This is a genomic window from Pseudomonas sp. 1D4, assembly GCF_001728925.1.
In the GTDB taxonomy this organism is placed as follows: Bacteria; Pseudomonadota; Gammaproteobacteria; order Pseudomonadales; family Pseudomonadaceae; genus Metapseudomonas; species Metapseudomonas otitidis.
In genome coordinates this window covers 12,727-29,035 of record NZ_LXJQ01000027.1, presented here as the reverse complement: position 1 = coordinate 29,035, position 16,309 = coordinate 12,727, and the positions used below count along the sequence as shown (strand labels likewise).

General features: G+C 69.1%; 16 protein-coding genes and 1 riboswitch. Of the genes, 9 read left to right on the top strand and 7 right to left on the bottom strand.

The window, feature by feature from the left end; genetic code table 11:
• Window positions 1–71: 71 nt before the first annotated feature.
• Together A7D27_RS15115 and A7D27_RS15110 are read right to left on the bottom strand one after the other, a co-directional pair.
• Window positions 72–1,553 carry a hypothetical protein gene (locus A7D27_RS15115; protein WP_083265647.1) on the bottom strand — a complete coding sequence of 494 codons (1,482 nt, stop codon included), beginning with the start codon at window positions 1,551–1,553 and terminating at the stop codon, window positions 72–74.
• 98 nt (window positions 1,554–1,651) lie between these two features.
• A complete protein-coding gene (locus A7D27_RS15110) occupies window positions 1,652–2,200 on the bottom strand; it encodes a thioesterase family protein (RefSeq protein WP_069565355.1) in 549 nt (182 codons plus the stop codon).
• 107 nt (window positions 2,201–2,307) lie between these two features.
• On the opposite strand from A7D27_RS15110, the gene A7D27_RS15105 reads away from it, so the two are divergent.
• Window positions 2,308–3,276, top strand: coding sequence for a GlxA family transcriptional regulator (locus tag A7D27_RS15105; protein WP_069565354.1), 969 nt, complete (start codon window positions 2,308–2,310; stop codon window positions 3,274–3,276).
• Between the two features lie 5 nt (window positions 3,277–3,281).
• Here A7D27_RS15105 and A7D27_RS15100 read toward each other — a convergent pair whose 3' ends face one another.
• Window positions 3,282–3,530: a hypothetical protein gene (locus A7D27_RS15100; protein ID WP_069561915.1), complete on the bottom strand. Its 249-nt coding sequence runs from the start codon at window positions 3,528–3,530 to the stop codon at window positions 3,282–3,284.
• Window positions 3,531–3,716: 186 nt separating this feature from the next.
• On the opposite strand from A7D27_RS15100, the gene A7D27_RS15095 reads away from it, so the two are divergent.
• Together A7D27_RS15095 and A7D27_RS15090 are read left to right on the top strand one after the other, a co-directional pair.
• Window positions 3,717–4,367, top strand: coding sequence for a FadR/GntR family transcriptional regulator (locus A7D27_RS15095; RefSeq protein ID WP_069565353.1), 651 nt, complete (start codon window positions 3,717–3,719; stop codon window positions 4,365–4,367).
• A 29-nt stretch (window positions 4,368–4,396) separates the two neighbouring features.
• A complete protein-coding gene (locus A7D27_RS15090; RefSeq protein WP_069565352.1) occupies window positions 4,397–5,671 on the top strand; it encodes an MFS transporter in 1,275 nt (424 codons plus the stop codon).
• A gap of 141 nt (window positions 5,672–5,812) precedes the next feature.
• On the opposite strand, the gene A7D27_RS15085 is transcribed toward A7D27_RS15090, so the two are convergent.
• From A7D27_RS15085 to A7D27_RS15070, 4 genes are read right to left on the bottom strand one after another with little or no spacing between them, the layout of a single operon-like run.
• Window positions 5,813–6,835, bottom strand: a complete 1,023-nt coding sequence (locus A7D27_RS15085; protein WP_139134105.1) for an iron ABC transporter permease — start codon at window positions 6,833–6,835, stop codon at window positions 5,813–5,815.
• Complete coding sequence (locus tag A7D27_RS15080) at window positions 6,832–7,797, bottom strand: ABC transporter substrate-binding protein (RefSeq protein ID WP_069565350.1); 966 nt, start codon at window positions 7,795–7,797, stop codon at window positions 6,832–6,834. Before A7D27_RS15080 ends, A7D27_RS15085 begins: the two co-directional genes overlap by 4 nt.
• Entirely contained in the window at window positions 7,794–8,573 is a 780-nt protein-coding gene (locus A7D27_RS15075) for an ABC transporter ATP-binding protein (RefSeq protein WP_069561910.1), read from the bottom strand. Before A7D27_RS15075 ends, A7D27_RS15080 begins: the two co-directional genes overlap by 4 nt.
• Window positions 8,574–8,583: 10 nt before the next feature.
• Window positions 8,584–10,722 (bottom strand): TonB-dependent siderophore receptor, encoded by a 2,139-nt coding sequence (locus tag A7D27_RS15070; protein WP_069565349.1) that lies wholly within the window; start codon window positions 10,720–10,722, stop codon window positions 8,584–8,586.
• Between the two features lie 107 nt (window positions 10,723–10,829).
• Window positions 10,830–11,034, bottom strand: a riboswitch (cobalamin riboswitch).
• A gap of 118 nt (window positions 11,035–11,152) precedes the next feature.
• On the opposite strand from A7D27_RS15070, the gene A7D27_RS15065 reads away from it, so the two are divergent.
• The 6 genes from A7D27_RS15065 to A7D27_RS15040 all read left to right on the top strand — a co-directional run bounded on the left by A7D27_RS15065 (window position 11,153) and on the right by A7D27_RS15040 (window position 16,288).
• Window positions 11,153–11,782, top strand: coding sequence for a bifunctional 2-polyprenyl-6-hydroxyphenol methylase/3-demethylubiquinol 3-O-methyltransferase UbiG (locus A7D27_RS15065; protein WP_069561908.1), 630 nt, complete (start codon window positions 11,153–11,155; stop codon window positions 11,780–11,782).
• A gap of 392 nt (window positions 11,783–12,174) precedes the next feature.
• A complete protein-coding gene (locus A7D27_RS15060) occupies window positions 12,175–12,981 on the top strand; it encodes an AraC family transcriptional regulator (protein WP_069561907.1) in 807 nt (268 codons plus the stop codon).
• A 108-nt stretch (window positions 12,982–13,089) separates the two neighbouring features.
• A complete protein-coding gene (locus A7D27_RS15055; protein ID WP_069561906.1) occupies window positions 13,090–13,899 on the top strand; it encodes an alpha/beta fold hydrolase in 810 nt (269 codons plus the stop codon).
• On the top strand, window positions 13,896–14,759 hold the full coding sequence (locus tag A7D27_RS15050; RefSeq protein ID WP_069561905.1) for an alpha/beta fold hydrolase: 864 nt from the start codon (window positions 13,896–13,898) through the stop codon (window positions 14,757–14,759). Before A7D27_RS15055 ends, A7D27_RS15050 begins: the two co-directional genes overlap by 4 nt.
• A 51-nt stretch (window positions 14,760–14,810) precedes the next feature.
• A complete protein-coding gene (locus tag A7D27_RS15045) occupies window positions 14,811–15,473 on the top strand; it encodes a glutathione S-transferase family protein (protein ID WP_069561904.1) in 663 nt (220 codons plus the stop codon).
• Window positions 15,474–15,481: 8 nt separating this feature from the next.
• Complete coding sequence (locus A7D27_RS15040) at window positions 15,482–16,288, top strand: DUF4892 domain-containing protein (protein ID WP_069565348.1); 807 nt, start codon at window positions 15,482–15,484, stop codon at window positions 16,286–16,288.
• Window positions 16,289–16,309 lie beyond the last annotated feature (21 nt).

Here is a 16,309-nt window from a genome sequence, read left to right as displayed (position 1 = left end):
GACGAGCCTGGCGAGGTGGGTGGCCGCCAGGCCGTGCTGAATGGTGTGCGAGCAGGATGCGGCTGGCCCGTTTATTTCACCTCGTAGTCCAGGCGCTGTCGGTAGGTCTCACCGCCTGCCGCATAGGTCAGCTCCACGCGATAGCGCCCGGCGCTCATCCCATTGGCCGTGGTCTTGAGGCAGGTGTTGTTGGGCGTCGAGCGGCTGGGGTCGATGGCGATGTCGGCGTCGGCGACTCGCTTCAGTGACTTGTCGGCCTGAACCCTGAATACCTGGGCGGTGATGTCATCGCTCTTCAAGGTGTCGGGATGGCGGAGGCAGATTTCGCGTTGCGAGGTGGCGAACACCCTCTCGCCTTGGGTGTTGAGGCTGTCGGCGAAGCCCATCACGCCGCTCGCGGCCTTTTCCTGGCGCCTGGCAGCCTCCAGGGATTCGATCGCTGCCTGATAGTTCTGGCTCACCTGCAGGTCGCCGGTTCTCGACTTGGCGATGCGCTGGACCATTTCCTCGGCACTGAGCAGCAGCTTGCGTTTGGCCCAGAGACTCGGGTCGCCGCCCTGGACGACCGAGAGGGTCAGCCAGGTCTTGTCGGTGTAGGGCTTGCCATCCTTACCTATCAGAGCCTGTTGCTGCAGTTTGATCTGGCTTGAGTCGATGTCTTCCAGCGAGGGGCCGTCTGGCGCGTCAGTCAGGCCACGCTTGATGGCTACCGGCACCGACATGACGGCGTCACCGATGTAGGCGACGGGGTTCCTGGATGTGCCGTTCTTGCTCAGGTAGCCGAAGCAGGTGGTCAGTGCGCAGGACTCCTGGTTGATCAGGGTGTAGTTGCCGGGGTTCAGGGGGATGGCACTGCCGTTGACGTCCTGGAAGGCTTGCAGATTCCCCGCATTGCCGAGCAGGTCGAAGCTGACCCGCATCACCACGTCGTCCTTGTTCAGGCTGAGCAGGCTTTTGGCGATTTCCTTGGTGAAGGTTCGCTCGGCGGCCGTCACCGGGTTGTCCAGCGAGAGGGTCTGGCCGACGGAGTTGATGAAGTCGAGGAAGGCTGCTGTGTCTTCATTCTCGCCCTGGTCGTATTCCAGCACCGTGAGCGTGATGCTGATCTGGTCCGCTTCCAGCTTCTTGGGGCCGTACAGCAGCTTGTTGAAGAACGGCCCCTTGGAGGGGTCGCCGACACCGGTGTAGGGACCCAGCACGGTGGTGACGGTGTCTCCTTTGTCACCCGCGCTGACCTCGGTGAATTCGGCCACGATCACCACTTCGTTGGCGCCGCTGAAGTCGGGCAGGTACTTGAAGTAGGCATCGGAGAGGTACAGGGCGAAGACGTCCTTGCCCTTCAGGTCGCGGTTGGGGTCGGTCTTCATCACCGCCTTGGACATGTCCAGCTTCTCCGGGAACACGCCGCCCAGCCCATTACTCTTGGGGCTGTAGAGCTGCGCGGAGCCGGACGGGCCGGCACAGCCCTGGGCACTGAGCAGGGCGATGCCGAGGGCGGTGGACAGGATGAGGCGGAAGGGGCGCCGGGATAGGCGGTAGGCTGCATGAGGCATGGTTGCTCGCTCCCTGAGGGTTGCCGTTGCGCTGAGTGCAGCCTAGTTGCCCTGGGTTTGGAATCAATGTGCCGGCAAGGCATTTCCTACGAACGGTCTCAGCCCTCCCGCCCTTCCTCCTGGCGCAGACCCTGGCTGAGGCCATCACAACTGGTGGACCAGTCCGACAGCCAGTCGGGGAGGGTGGGGGACTCGGCGGAAACCCCCAGCTCCTGCACGAACTCACCGGGGGCGACCGGGCCCTTGGGGCTGCGGAACAGGCCGCGCATGATCACCACGCCGAGCACCCGGCCGTCCTTGACGAAGCGGTGCTCCATGAAAGTCCACTTCTCGTCCCAGCCCAGCAGGCGGGTGTGGACCTCGAAGGCTTCGAACAGCCGCAGCTCGCGGCGGAACTTGCCCCAGATATCGCCCACCACCGGCAGCGCACGGTGGCGCAGGGCGACCCGGAAGGCGCCGCTGCGCAGCACGAAATCCATGCGCCCGAGGTCGGCGAGGGTGAAGTAGCGGCCGTTGTTGACGTGGCGGTTGAAGTCCAGGTCCAGCGGCCAGACCCGCATGCGGATGACGGTGGTGTCGAGGCCGTGGACGGCTTTGCGCCAGGGGCGGCGGAGGAGCATCAGGAGCAGGCGGAACCAGAGATTCATGGCAGGTCGGACCGATTGGGGAAGACCCGCGCAATCTAGAGCCATGCCCCCTGTTCGGATAGGTGCGCAAATGACATATTCCATGCGAAACCTGCAAGAGCGCTGCCATGCACGTCACCCTGCTCGTCACCGACTACTGTTCTGCCGCCAGCACCTTCCTCGCCGTGGAGGTGCTGCGGGCGGCCAACCTGCTGGCCGAAGGCGAGCCGCCGTTCGAGGTGGTGAGCGTGTCCCTGGATGGTGGGGAGGTGACCACCCTCGGCGGGCATCGGGTCGCGGTACAGGCGGCGCTGGGCAGCATCGAGCGGACCGACCTGGTGCTGGTGCCGGGCTTCATCTTCACCCTGCGCGAGGCCTTGCCCGGTTTCGACCGCTACGTGCCCTGGCTGCAGGCCCGCCATGCCGAAGGCGCGACGGTGGCCTCGATGTGCACGGCGGCCTTCCTGCTGGCGGAGGCGGGGTTGCTGGAAGGGCGGCGGGCCACCACCCACTGGGCCTTCGCCGGCCTGTTTCGGCGGCGCTACCCCGAGGTGTTGCTGGACGAGACGCTGATCCTCTGCGAGGACAGCAACGTGATGACCAGTGGTGGCGCCAGCGCGGCGATGGACCTGTTGCTGCACGTGGTCCGGCGCTTCGCCTCCCTGGAGCTGGCGCAGACCTGCGGCCGCTACCTGCTGATCGACAGCGTGCGCACCGGGCAGTCGGCCTATGTCATGTGGTCGACGCCGAAGGGGCATGGGGACGCCAAGGTGCTGCAGGTGCAGAACTGGTTGGAGGCGCATTACACCGAGCCGGTGTTGATCGACGAACTGGCGCAGCGCTTCGGTTTCGGCACGCGCAACTTCAAGCGGCGCTTCAAGGAGGCCACCGGCTACTCGCCGTTGGCGTACCTGCAGACCCTGCGCCTGGAGCAGGCCAAGCACCTGCTGGAGACCACCCGCCTGAGCCTGGAACGCATCACCTTCCAGGTGGGGTACGAGGACAGCAATTCATTCCGCCGGCTGTTCCAGCAACGGATCGGCATGCCGCCGGCGGCCTACCGCAAGACCTTCCAGGTACGCGGTGTGCCGGCCTGACGGGCTCAGCCCTCGGTGCCGCGGATGAAGGCCGGCTCGTAGTCGCGACGGGCGCTGGAGACGCGCGGATTGGGGTTCATCAGCGCCTGGCGGACCTTCTCGTAGTCCTCGTAGGGCAACCCGGCACGGTTGAGCATCTCCAGGGAGAACTGCTTGATCTCGGCGTCGGTGTAGGGGCGCGGTTCCGGCTGGCTGGCACAGCCGCTGAGGACGAGGGCCGCAAGGGCCAGCGCCAGGATGTGAGTGGGTTTCATGGGGCCCCCGGGGCAGTGGTGACGGGATGCCGAGCAGGCTACCAATGCCCCCGGGAGGCGAAAAATCACCGTTGCAGATAATGAGTATTGCCTGGATCGCAAGGATATCCGGGGTTGCGAACCCGCCCCGAGGCCGCTAGTCTGCGCACCCCCCCCTGAAATTCATCGGATGATTGGATGTCTGCCATGTCCGCACCGGCCCTCAAGCGCTCCCTGGTGGATATCGCCCTGGAGCAGATCCGCCAGCGCATCGACGACGGCACCTGGCTGCTCGGCCAGCGCCTGCCGCCCGAACCCGAGTTGGCGGAGATCATCGGCATCAGCCGCAACACCGTGCGCGAAGCGGTGCGGGTGCTGACCTTCTCCGGCGTGCTGGAAGTGCGCCAGGGCGACGGCACCTACGTGCGTGCGTGCGCCGACCCGCTCTCCACCATGCAGGCCCTGGCCCGCAGCTCGGTGGAGCAGGCCCTGGAGGCACGGGGGATGATCGAGATCGAAGCCTCGCGCCTGGCGGCCCTGCGCCGCACCGAGGCTGACCTCATCGCCCTGCGCGAAGCCCTGGCGGCCTCCGCCGCACGCTCCAGCTACGAAGACCTGCAGGACTACATCGACCATGACCTGGTGTTCCACCAGCGGGTGGTGGACAGCGCCCACAACCCGGTGCTGAGCGAGTTGTACCGCTACTTCTCCCAGGTCATCCGCGTGGGCCTGGAGCGCACCATTTCCGATCCCGACCGCGCGCAGCCGTGCTTCGACCTGCACCGCGAGTTGCTGGACGCCATCGAACGACAAGACGCGGACGCCGCCGCTGCGGCCAACCGTGCGTTGCTGATCTGACGTTTGCCCTTTTCTGGAGTTGCCTTGCCATGCCTGCCCACGATTCCCCCTCCCACACGCCCCCGGCCTGCCCGCCGGAGGAACTGCTGATCGACGCCGAGGCCGACGACGAACCTGCGCCCCCTGCCATCGCCGGAGGCGCCGCCCTGTTGCTGGTGGGGCTGGTGCTGGTGGCGCTGAACCTGCGCCCGGCGCTGTCCAGCCTGGCGCCGATGCTCAACATGGTGCGCGAGGCCACCGGGCTCTCCGCCTCCGGGGCCGGTATGCTCACCACCCTGCCGGTCCTTTGCCTCGGCCTGTTCGCCCCGCTGGCGCCGATCCTGGCGCGGCGCCTGGGCAGCGAGCGCACGGTGCTGCTGATCCTCCTCGTACTGGCCGGTGGCATCGTCCTGCGCAGCCTGTTTCCGCTGGCCGGGCTGTTCCTCGGCAGCGTCCTGGCCGGCGCCAGCATCGGCATCATCGGCGTGCTGCTGCCGGGTATCGTCAAGCGCGATTTCCCCCACATCGCCGGGCTCATGACCGGTGTCTACACCATGGCCCTGTGCCTGGGCGCGGCGCTGGCCGCCGGGGCCACGGTGCCCCTGGCCGGTGTGCTGGATGGCGCCTGGCAACCGGCCCTGGCCTTCTGGGCGCTGCCGGCGATCCTCGCGGCGCTGGTGTGGCTGCCCCAGGCGCGGCAGTCCGCCCATGCCGGCCGCCAGGCCTACCGGGTCAGCGGCCTCTGGAGTGACCCGCTGGCCTGGCAGGTGACCCTGTACATGGGGCTGCAATCCTCCCTGGCCTACATCGTGTTCGGCTGGCTGCCGTCGATCCTGATCGACCGTGGGCTGTCCGCCGTGGAGGCCGGGCTGGTGATGTCCGGCTCGGTGATGACCCAACTGGTCAGCGCCCTCGGCGCCCCCTGGCTGGCCACCCGCGCGCGTGACCAGCGCCTGGCGGTGGTGCTGGTGATGAGCATGACCCTGGCCGGGCTGATGGGGATGCTCTATGCGCCCCTGGGCGGCATCTGGGGCTGGGCGGTGGTGCTCGGCCTGGGGCAGGGCGGCACCTTCAGCATCGCGTTGGCGCTGATCGTCCTGCGCTCGCGGGACGCCCACGTGGCCGCCAACCTCTCCGGCATGGCCCAGGGCGTGGGCTACACCCTGGCCGCCATGGGCCCGCTGGCAGTCGGCGTGGTGCATGACCTGACCCACGGCTGGAGCGCGGTGGGCTTCATCTTCGTCGGCATCAGCCTGGCGGCCACCGCCTTCGGCCTGGGGGCCGGGCGCAACCTGCTGGTGAACGCCCGCAGCGAACACCTCTGACACCCGCCCCCACGACAACGCCGGCCCCAGGGCCGGCGTTGTCGTTTCCGGGTATGTGGGGACCGTCTGTAGCCCGTGCTTCAGCCCGGGATTGTGTGCTGCCTGGTCCCGGACTGAAGTCCGGGCTACGGGGAGGGGGCTTCAGCGGCGGCGCAGCAGGCCGACGAAGAACAGCCCGCCGATGGCGGCGGTGGCGATGCCGATGGGCAGGTCCTGGGGGGCGGCGAGGGTGCGGGCGCCGACGTCCACCCAGACCAGGAACAGCGCGCCGAGCAGGGCGCTGGTGGGTAGCAGGCGGCGGTGCTCGGCGCCCACCAGGCGGCGCGCGAGGTGGGGCAGCATCAGCCCGACGAAGCCGATGGCGCCGCTCAGGGCCACCAGCACGCCGGTCAGCAGCGAGGCGCAGAGGAATACCCAGAGGCGCACCCGACGGGGTTCGAAGCCGAGGCTGGCGGCAGTGTCTTCGCCACTCATCAAGGCGTTCAGGCCGCGGGCCTGGGCCATCAGCAGTGCCAGGCCGAGGGCCAGGCTGACGGCCGGCAGGGCCAGCAGCTCCCAGCGGGCGAGGCCGAGCCCGCCGAGCATCCAGAACAGCACCGAACTGGCGGCATGCGGGTCGCCGAGGAACAGCAGCAGGTTGACCAGCGCCATGCACAGGAAGGACACCGCCACGCCCGCCAGCAGCAGGCGGTCGCTCTCCAGGCGGCCGTGGCGGCTGGCGATGGCCAGCACCAGGGCGGTGCTCGCCAGGGCGCCGACGAACGCCGCCAGAGGCAGGCTCAGGTGGCCGGCGAACTCGCCCAGGTAGAGCACCACCAGTACCGCGCCGAAGGCGGCGCCGGAGCTGACGCCCAGCAGGTGCGGGTCGGCCAGGGGGTTGCGGGTGGTGGCCTGCAGGGCGCTGCCCACGAGGGCGAGGCCGGCGCCCACCAGGGCACCGAGCAACACCCGTGGGGCGCGGATCAGCCAGACGATGCTGGCCTGGCCATCGCTCCAGTCGCCTCGCTGCAGCAACCCCAGGCGCTCGCCGACGATGGCCCAGACCTGCTCCTGGGGCAGCCGCGCCGGGCCGAAGCCGAGGGCAGCCACCAGCGACAGCGCCAGCAGCGCGGTCAGCCCCACCAGCAGCAGGCGGAAGGCACCGGCCGAGCGCAACGGCCTCACCGGGCGACCCCGGCGAACACCTGCGGGTGCAACCCGGCGGCGAGGGCTTCGATGGCGGCGGCGTTCTCCACCGAGGGTGTGGCGTCCAGGTAGGGCAGCACCAGGAAGCGCCGCTCGCGGATGGCGGTGACCCCGGCCAGGGCCGGCTGGGCGAGCAGGAAGTCGCGCTTCTGCTGCCAGGTTCGCTCGCCGTAGTCGACGATGACGATCACCTGCGGATCGCGCTCCACCACGGTTTCCCAGTTGACCTGGGTCCAGCTGGCGGCCAGGTCGCTGAGCAGGTTGTGCCCGCCGGCGGCTTCGATCAGGGCCTGGGGCATGCCGAGGCGGCCGCTGCTGAAGGGGCGGTCTTCGCCGCTGTCGTAGAGGAACACCCGGGGCCGCTCGGCGACGCCGGCCAGGCGTTCGCCCACCGCCGCCACGCGGGCCTTGAGGCCGGCCACCAGGGCCTGGGCGCGGGGCTCGACGTCGAAGATGCGGCCGAGGTTCTCCAGGTCGCGGTAGAGGTCATCGAGGCTGGCCGCCTCGCGTGGCATGACGTGGGCGCAGGACTCGCTCAGCTCGTACACCGGGATGCCCAGCGGCGCGAGGGTGGCCGGGGTGACGTCGCCACCCACGTGCATGCCGTAGTTCCAGCCGGCGAAGAAGAAGTCGGTGTCGGCGGCCAGCAGGGTTTCCACCGAGGGGTACTTGCGGGCCAGTTCCGGCAGGCCGGCGAGGGCCTCGCGCAGGCTCGGGTCCAGGGTCTTCCAGCCGCTGACGCCGCTGTAACCGGCCATGCGCTCGCGCAGGCCGAGGGCGATCAACATGCCGGTGAGGTTCACGTCCTGGCTGACGGCGTGCGTGGGTGCGCGCTCGAACACCACCTGGCGGTTGCAACTGGTGATGGTCACCGGGTACTGGGTGGCCTGGGCGCTGCCGGCGAGCAGCAGGGCGGCGAGGGCGAGGGAGCGGCTGTTCATGGGGGGGTGATCCAGGTGATGCGCGGGTGGCCGCCGATGGGATGGCGGTCCACCAGCGCGGGGGTGCCGAACACCTCCAGCAGGCGTTGCGGCGTGAGGACGGCTTCGGGGGTGCCGCTGGCCACCAGACGGCCGCCGTCGAGTACCAGCAGGCGGTCGCAGAAGGCGGCGGCGAGGTTGAGGTCGTGGAAGCTGGCCAGGGTGCTCAGCCGCAGGCGGCGCAGCAGGGCCAGCAGTTCCAGTTGGTAGCGCGGGTCGAGGTGGTTGGTGGGTTCGTCGAGCAGCAGCAGGCCGGGGGCCTGCACCAGGGCGCGGGCCAGCAGGGCGCGCTGCTTCTCGCCGCCGGAGAGGCGGGCGAAGGGGGTGTCGCGGTGGGCTTCGAGGGCCACCTGGCGCAGCGCTTCGCTGACCCGGGCGCGGTCGTCGGCAGTGTCGCCGTCGAACGGCCCCTGGTGGGGCGAGCGGCCCATGGCGGCGACCTCGGCAACGCTGAGGCCGAAGTCGCTGGGGAACTCCTGCAGCACCACGGCGACCCGCTGTGCGCACCAGCGCGACGGTTGGCGCCAGATGTCCTCGTCGTCCACCCGCACCGTGCCGCCGTGGGGGCGGGCGGCGCGGTAGATGCAGCGCAGCAGGCTGCTCTTGCCGCTGCCGTTGGGGCCGATGAGGCCGACGAACTCGCCTTCCGCCACGTCCAGCCCGATGCCGTCCAGGGACCAGCCGGCGAGGGCGCCGTCAGGGGCCCAGTGCAGGTCATGGAGGTTCAGGCGGGACATGGCGTAACCCTCAGAAGCTGTAGTCGGCGGTGACGAAGAACGAGCGCGGCTGGCCCAGCAGCCATTGCTGGCCGCCGTTCTGCTGGGTGACGGCGTAGCGGCGGTCCAGCAGGTTGTTCAGCTCCAGCCCCAGGCGCGTGTCGGGCAGCACCTGCCAGCCGAGGTTGGCGTCGAGCACGGTGTAGCCGGGCACTTTGACGGTGTTGGCGGCGTCGGCGTAACGGGCGTCGACGTAGCGCGCGCCGAGGCCGGCGTCCAGATCATGGCCGAGCGCCTTGCTGACCCAGAGGTTGGCGGTGCGCCGTGGCACGTTGGTGGGGCTGTTGCCGGACCGGGAGACGAGCTGGCCGCCGACGGATTCGTTGAAGTCGTCGTATTCGGCGCGCAGCAGCGAGGCGTTGGCCGAGACGTGCCAGCCCTGCTCCAGGGCCAGTTCCAGGGTCGCTTCCAGGCCGTCGGAAGACTGCTGGCCGATCTGCTGGGTGGGGCGGGTCACCGATTCGCGGGAGAGCAGCTTCTTCTTGACGATGTGGTAGGCGGCCAGGGTCCATTCGCCGCGCCCGTCCCAGAACTGCTGCTTGAGGCCGAACTCGGTCTGCTTCGACTCGGTCAGGTCCATCTGCTGCTGGGTGGGGCTGAGGGTGATGAGGTTGCTGACGCCGTCCTCGCTGGTGGAGTACTGGCCGTAGAAGGACAGTTGCGGGGTGGCGGCGAACACCAGGCCGGCGCGCCAGTTGCCGCCCTGGATGCTGCGGTCGCTGCGGCTGTTGGCGCGCAGGTCGGTGCGGTCGATGTGGTTCTGGTCGCGGCGCAGGCCGGTGACCACGGACCAGCGCTCGCTCAGTTGGGTGCGGTTCTCGGCGAACAGCGCGGCGGTGCGGGTTTCGCTGCGCGAGTGCGGGCGGTAGGCCGAGGCGCTCTGGTAGTAGCCGGGCGTGGGGTTCCACGGGTCGACGTAGTCGCCGCCGATGTCGTCGTACGGCGCGTTGTTCAGCAGGTCGAAGCGGATGCGGTTGAACTCGCCGCCTACCAGGGTGCGGCTGTCGAGGCCGAACAACGAATGGTCGAAGGTGAAGGTCTGGCGGTCGCCGATCTGCTCCTGCTCGTGCTTGATGCGCAATTGCTCGGCGCGCTCCAGTTGGCCCCGGCCGGCGTCCCAGGTGTAGGCCTCGGCGTTGCGCCAGTAGCGGCGGCTCTTGATGTGGTAGAGCTGGTTGCTGGCGCTGAAGCCCTCGCTGGGCGTCCAGTCGGTGACGAGCCGGGTCCACTGGTCGTTGTAGTGCAACTCGGCGTTGTGCAGGTTGTAGTTCTTGTCTTTCAGGCTGTCCCGCAGGTGGCCATCGATCAGTGGCGTGCCGAAATAGTTCATCGGCTGCAGGTCGCCCTGGTCGTGGGCCAGGGTGAAGGCCAGGGCGTCGCTGGCCTGCCAGCGCAGGGCGGCGCTGAGGCCGAGGTTCTTCGAGTCGCCCCGGTCGATCCAGCCGTGGCTGGTCTCGCGGTTGAGGTTGAGGCGGTAGCTGAGGGTGTCGGTGAGCGAGCCGCCGCTGTCCAGGGCCATCTGCTGGCGGTCGTCGGAGCCATAGCCCAGGCGCAGGCGGTTGCGGATCTCGCCGTCGAAGGGCTTCTTCGGCACCACGTTGATCACCGCGCCCGTGGCGCCTTCGCCGTAGAGCACCGAGGCCGGGCCACGGATCACGTCGATGCGCTCGACCATCCACGGGTCGGTGGGGAAGGTGGTGGTGCCCATGCCGGTGTAGAAGCGCGTGCCGTCGTACAGCTGCATGACCGAGGCGTGTCCGGTGAAGCCCCGGGCCGAGAGGGCGGTGCCGCCGTTGCCGGGGGTGCCGATGTGGGTGATGCCGGGGCTGCGGGTCACGGCGTCCTGCACGGTGGCGTTGTTGCGTGCGCGCACTTCGTCACCGCTGATGGCGCTGGTGCTGGCCGGGGTTTCCAGGGCGGAGAGGCCCAGGCGCGAGCCGGCGGGCACGGGCGTGTCGAGGCGGATGGCGGTGTCGTCCGCCTGGTCGGTGACGGCGGTGGCCGGCAGCGCCAGGGTGCCGTCTTCGGCGTGCAGGGAGAAGGAAATGGACAGCGCGAGCAGGCCGAGTGCGGCGCTCGCCGGAGCGTTGGAGCTGAAGGTACGGGACATGTCGTTCCTATCACGTCAGGAATGAATGGAGCCCGGAGGGAATGCAAAGGCGCGCGCGGGCGCGTGCACCCGTGCGAGAAACCGGCCCGTGCCCGCCCACCGCGGGTTTGCCTATCGATGCTCCAGGCCGGTCTCCGGGCTTGCGAGGATCACGCCGCATTCGCCTTCCCATGCCGTGGGCACAGTGGCGTATCGAATGCAGCGCTCGCTTACCGTTGCGGGGGCAGCGCCGGACTGGTCCTGATGGACGCACCGGCTTCCCGTTTCACCCCACGCACGACGGCGTGGGGCACCTGGAACGGCGCGCATCTGACCACTGGCACGGGGTGGCGTCAACCGGTGTCGGGAATCATTCGCCCTGTCGGCCGGCCGTGGCCGTTCCCGTCGCAGCCGGTAGAATGCCCGCCGCCGTTCACTGCCTGGAGGCCCCATGAGCCTGGAACCCGACGATCTCGACGCCATCAGCGCCATCACCCTGGATGACTACCAGCGCAATGCCGAGGGCTTCCGCGAAGGCACCCGCGACCACGACGTGAGCCAGAACATCGAGGCGCTGCTGCGCCACCTGGGGCCGGGCGGACCGTTCGACATCCTCGACTTCGGTTGTGGCCCGGGGCGCGACCTGCAGACCTTCCGCCGCCTCGGTCACCGCCCGGTGGGGCTGGACGGTACGGCGCGCTTCGTCGAGATGGCCCGCATCGATGCCGGCTGCGAGGTGTGGCAGCAGAACTTCCTGGCGCTGGAGCTGCCCGCCGAGCGCTTCGATGGCGTGTTCGCCAATGCCAGCCTGTTCCATGTGCCGCTGCAGGAGCTGCCGCGGGTACTGGGCCAGTTGCACGCCACCCTGCGGCCGGGTGGGGTGCTGTTCAGCTCCAACCCAAGGGGGCAGAACGAGGAGGGCTGGAATGGCCAGCGTTACGGTGCCTGGCACGACTATGGGCGCTGGCGTGAGTTGCTGGAGGCGGCGGGCTTCCAGGCGCTGGAGCACTATTACCGGCCGGCGGGGCTGCCTCGCGAGCAGCAGCCCTGGCTGGCGAGTGTGTGGCGGAAGCCGGCCTGAGCAACGGCCATTTGCCGGGTGTTGGGTCTGTCGAGGGCTGCCTGGGCAGGGCACTCTCGAAAAGAGCCCCCATGACAGGGGCTGAAGAACGCACGGTAGTCACCCTGGCCGTCGTCATCCAGGGTGGTAATCACGGTGACCCCGGACGGCAAAGAGGCCATGGCTTTCTTGTAGAGGGCGGCATCGATCGTCGGTTGCCGACTGAGTCCGGTGAACCTCGAAGCGCCGGTGCCAGGCCCTGCCGGGCGGTCGGCGGTGATCCATGCCCTGTACCGGCTCACCGGGGGCGTGCGGACCGCCTTCGGTGTGCGCCTGGCCGGCTCGTCGGCGCACGGAGCCCGGCTGCAATTTCGTCCAAGCCAGGGCAGGGGCGGCGCGCTAGAGTGGCGCGCATGGAACGCACCAGCCATATCGTCGGCGGCCTGCCCGGCATCCGCCTGATCGACGCCGAATACCACCACTTCGCCTTCCCCCGGCATTTCCACCTGGAGTACCACGTGGGCCTGCTGCTGGAGGGGCGGCAGCGCTTCGTCTATCGGGGTGAGCGCCAGTTGGCGGGGCAGGGCGATGTGTTGCTGATGGCGCCGGAGCAGATCCACGACGGCGCCAGCCTGGACGCGGAGGGCTACCGCATTCGTGTGCTGGCCTTCGAGCCGTACTGGCTGGAGCAGGCCAGCCGCGCCCTCAGCGACGGCCTTCGTGGTACGCCCAGGTTGCTCGGCGCGACCCTGCGTCATCCGGCGTTGCAGGCGCGCTTGCTGGCCGCCCATGACAGCCTGCTCGGGGATTCACGGCTGGCCCAGGAGCAAGCCCTGTGGCAGGCCATGGCCTGCCTGCTGCAACTGGGGTCGAGCCTGCGGGTGGAGGACCCGGCCGGCGGCTTCGACGGGATCACCTGGCGGCGCCTGCGGGAGTGGCTGGAGTCCCGGCTGGACGCGCCGCCCTCCCTGGAGGAACTGGCGGCCTTCTGCGGCCTGAGCCCCTGGCAGGTGTTGCGGCGCTTTCAGCGTCACTGCGGATTGCCGCCGCTGCAGTGGCTGACCCAGTTGCGTCTGGCCCGCGCCCTGCCGCTGGTGCTGGCGGGGGAGCCGCTGTCGGACGTGGCGCTGCGCTTGGGCTTCTATGACCAGGCGCATTTCTCCCGCCTGTTCCGCCGTACCTACGGCGCGCCGCCGGCTCGCCTGCGCGGGCGTGGCTGAAATCACCCAGCCCCTGGCCATAGCGCCGTCATCACCGTGCGTGAGAGTCATTGCCGGCTCCGCTGGCCTGCCGGAAAATCCCCGGCAGTTCCGCCACGAGCCGCCGCCATGACCCAGACCCTTTTCTTCGCCCATGCCAACGGCTTCCCGTCCGCCACCTACGCCAAACTGTTCGACGCGCTGGCGCCGGATTACCGCGTGCTGCACCTGGAGCAGCACGGGCACGATCCACGCTTCCCGGTGAACGACAACTGGGAAAACCTGGTGGACGAACTCATCCACCACCTGGAAGCCCAGGCCGAGCCGGTCTGGGGCGTCGGCCATTCCCTCGGCGGGGTGCTGCATTACCACGCGGCCCTGCGCCGGCCGGAGTTGTACCGCGGGGTGGCAATGCTCGATTCGCCGGTGCTGACCCTGGCCGACAAGATGGTCATCCGCGCCGCCAAGCGCTTCGGCTTCATCGACCGCATCACCCCCGCCGGGCGCACCCTTGGCCGTCGCGAGGAATTCGCCGACCTGGAGGAGGCGCGCCGCTACTTCGCCGGCAAGGCGCTGTTCCGCCACTTCGATCCGGACTGCCTGGACGCCTACGTGCGCCATGGCTTCACCGAGACCGCCGGCGGGCTGCGGCTGAAGTTCGACCCGGAAACCGAGATCCGCATCTACCGCAGCGTGCCCCACAGCAGCCCCGGACGGCCGCAGCAGTTGCAGGTGCCGCTGGCGGTGGTACGCGGGCGCCACAGCCGGGTGGTGATGCCGCACCACGCGCGGCTGGTGCGCCGGGTGCCGAAGGGCGAGTACCTGTCGCTGCCGGGTGGCCACATGTTTCCCCTGGAGCGCCCGCACGATACGGCAGCGCTGCTCCGCACCCTGTTCAAGCGCTGGGACGGCCAGGCCGCCCGCCAGGAGTCCGCATGAGTGCGCACGTCGAGGAGATCCGCCTGAACCTGCCCCACGTCGAGCTGGCCGCGCACCTGTTCGGTCCCGAGGACGGCCGGCCGGTGCTGGCCCTGCACGGCTGGCTGGACAATGCCATGACCTACGCGCGCCTGGCACCGAAGCTCAAGGGCCTGCGCATCGTCGCCCTGGACCTGGCCGGGCACGGGCATTCCGGGCATTACTCGGCAGGCTCCAGCTACCAGATGTGGGAGTACGCGGAGGACGTGCTGCACGTGGCCGAGCAACTGGGCTGGGCGCGTTTCTCGCTGATGGGCCATTCCCTCGGGGCCATCGTCTCGGTTCTGGTGGCGGCGTCGCTGCCGGAGCGGGTGGAGCGCATGGCGCTGATCGACGGCTTGATCCCCTACACCGGCGAAGCCGATGGCGCGCCGGCCCGCCTGGGCGAGGCGCTGCGGGCACGGCTGGCCCTGCAGGGCAAGCGCAAGCCGGTCTACGCCGACATCGACCGTGCCGTGCAGGCCCGCATGAAGGGTCTGGTGGCGGTGAGTCGCGAGGCTGCCGAACTGCTGGCCGAGCGCGGCCTGATGCCAGTGCCGGGTGGCTACACCTGGCGCACCGACATGCGCCTGACCCTGCCATCGCCGATGCGCCTGACCTTCGCCCATGCCCAGCAGTTCGTCCGCGCGGTACAGTGCCCCACCTGCCTGGTGCTGGCCGAGGGCGGGCAGATGGCCGCCGAGCCGCGCATCGCTCAATTGCTGCAAGGTCTACCCTTCGAGGTGCACCATCGGCCGGGCGGCCACCACCTGCACCTCAATGACGAGACCGGTGCCCAGGCCGTAGCAGACTGTTTCAATCCCTTCTTCGCCGCGCCTTGACTTGAATGGGGCAAGCGGGAAGGCTGGGCCCCATTTTCAAGGAGAGACCGGATGATCGACCTCTACACAGCCGCCACCCCCAATGGCCACAAGGTCTCCATTGCCCTGGAGGAGTTGGGGCTGTCGTACCGGGTGACTGCGCTGTCCTTCGAGCGCAAGGAGCAGAAGGCGCCGGACTTCCTGGCGATCAACCCCAATGGCCGTATCCCGGCCATCGTCGACCGCGACAACGGTGATTTCCCGGTCTTCGAGTCCGGCGCCATCCTTGTCTATCTGGCGGAGAAGACCGGTCAACTGATGCCTGCCGATCCCAAGGGCCGCTCCCTGGTGATGCAGTGGCTGATGTTCCAGATGGGCGGCGTCGGCCCCATGCAGGGGCAGGCCAACGCCTTTTTCCGCTACTTCCCCGAAGTCATCCAGCCGGCCATCGACCGCTACCAGCACGAGACCCGCCGCCTCTATGAGGTACTCGACTCGCGTCTGGCGCTGGTGGAATACCTGGCCGGCGACTACAGCATCGCCGACATCGCCACCTTCCCCTGGGTGCGTCTGCACGATTGGGCCGGCGTGTCGGTGGAGGGGCTGGCGCACCTGCAGCGCTGGCTGGCCGCCATCGAAGCGCGCCCGGCCGTGCAACGCGGCCTGGCGGTGCCTCCGCGTCAGGCTTCGGCTGAAAACGTGGTGAAATCCGCCCAGTCGATGCTGATGCGTTGAGGTCGCCCATGCGTTTTCTTCCCTTGTACCTGGGCCTTGCCCTGGCGGCGCCGCTGCAGGCTGCCGACCTGCCCGAAAGCCATGACCTCGCGGCGTTGCCGCGCTTCCCCCACGCCGAGATCGTTGATTTCAAGGAGGCGCCCGACCAGGAGCGCTTCTACCCCCAGGGGCCGATCCGTCGCATCAGCAACCAGTTGCGCATGGAGCAGCGGGTGGATGCGCAAGGCCGGCAGACGTCGGTGACCTACAGGCTGCCCAGCGGGCACAGCTCCGATGAAGCCTTCGATCTTGCCCGGGTCGCCCTGATGGAGAAGGGCGCCATCCCGCTCTACTGGTGCCAGGGCCGCGACTGTGGCTCCAGCAGCCTGTGGGCCAATGCCGTGTTCGGCAACGCCCGGCTCTATGGGCCGGATGGTCAGCAGGCCTACCTGCTGGTGCGCCTCGCCGAACCCAGCCAGGACAGCCTGCTGGCGGTTTACGCCATCACCCGTGGCAACCGCCGCGCCTACCTGCATGCCGAGCAACTGGATGCCGCCGCCCCCCTGGGCGAGCTGCTGCCGACCCCGGCGACCCTGCTGCGCGAGCTGAAGAGCAGTGGCGAGCTGCACCTGCCGACGCTGCCGGCTGTGCCCAGCGAGGCTTGGGCCACGTTGCTGGCTCGTGGGCTGAACCTGGACAGCACCCTGCGGGTCAGCCTGGGGGGCGCTGGTGCCGAAGCCTGGCGCGAGGCGCTGGTGGGGCAGGGCGTGCGTGCGGCTCGCCTGGAGCTGGGCACCTCTCGCGAGGCCGGCCTGCACCTGGAGTGGCTGCGCTGAGCTTCACCGTCCATGCTTTTC

Bases quoted from the DNA above. Each gene is read 5' to 3' on its own strand.
- A7D27_RS15115 (WP_083265647.1), bottom strand. From the start codon at position 1,553: ATGCCTCATGCAGCCTACCGCCTATCCCGGCGCCCCTTCCGCCTCATC.
- A7D27_RS15110 (WP_069565355.1), bottom strand. From the start codon at position 2,200: ATGAATCTCTGGTTCCGCCTGCTCCTGATGCTCCTCCGCCGCCCCTGG.
- A7D27_RS15105 (WP_069565354.1), top strand. From the start codon at position 2,308: ATGCACGTCACCCTGCTCGTCACCGACTACTGTTCTGCCGCCAGCACC.
- A7D27_RS15100 (WP_069561915.1), bottom strand. From the start codon at position 3,530: ATGAAACCCACTCACATCCTGGCGCTGGCCCTTGCGGCCCTCGTCCTC.
- A7D27_RS15095 (WP_069565353.1), top strand. From the start codon at position 3,717: ATGTCCGCACCGGCCCTCAAGCGCTCCCTGGTGGATATCGCCCTGGAG.
- A7D27_RS15090 (WP_069565352.1), top strand. From the start codon at position 4,397: ATGCCTGCCCACGATTCCCCCTCCCACACGCCCCCGGCCTGCCCGCCG.
- A7D27_RS15080 (WP_069565350.1), bottom strand. From the start codon at position 7,797: ATGAACAGCCGCTCCCTCGCCCTCGCCGCCCTGCTGCTCGCCGGCAGC.
- A7D27_RS15075 (WP_069561910.1), bottom strand. From the start codon at position 8,573: ATGTCCCGCCTGAACCTCCATGACCTGCACTGGGCCCCTGACGGCGCC.
- A7D27_RS15070 (WP_069565349.1), bottom strand. From the start codon at position 10,722: ATGTCCCGTACCTTCAGCTCCAACGCTCCGGCGAGCGCCGCACTCGGC.
- A7D27_RS15065 (WP_069561908.1), top strand. From the start codon at position 11,153: ATGAGCCTGGAACCCGACGATCTCGACGCCATCAGCGCCATCACCCTG.
- A7D27_RS15060 (WP_069561907.1), top strand. From the start codon at position 12,175: ATGGAACGCACCAGCCATATCGTCGGCGGCCTGCCCGGCATCCGCCTG.
- A7D27_RS15055 (WP_069561906.1), top strand. From the start codon at position 13,090: ATGACCCAGACCCTTTTCTTCGCCCATGCCAACGGCTTCCCGTCCGCC.
- A7D27_RS15050 (WP_069561905.1), top strand. From the start codon at position 13,896: ATGAGTGCGCACGTCGAGGAGATCCGCCTGAACCTGCCCCACGTCGAG.
- A7D27_RS15045 (WP_069561904.1), top strand. From the start codon at position 14,811: ATGATCGACCTCTACACAGCCGCCACCCCCAATGGCCACAAGGTCTCC.
- A7D27_RS15040 (WP_069565348.1), top strand. From the start codon at position 15,482: ATGCGTTTTCTTCCCTTGTACCTGGGCCTTGCCCTGGCGGCGCCGCTG.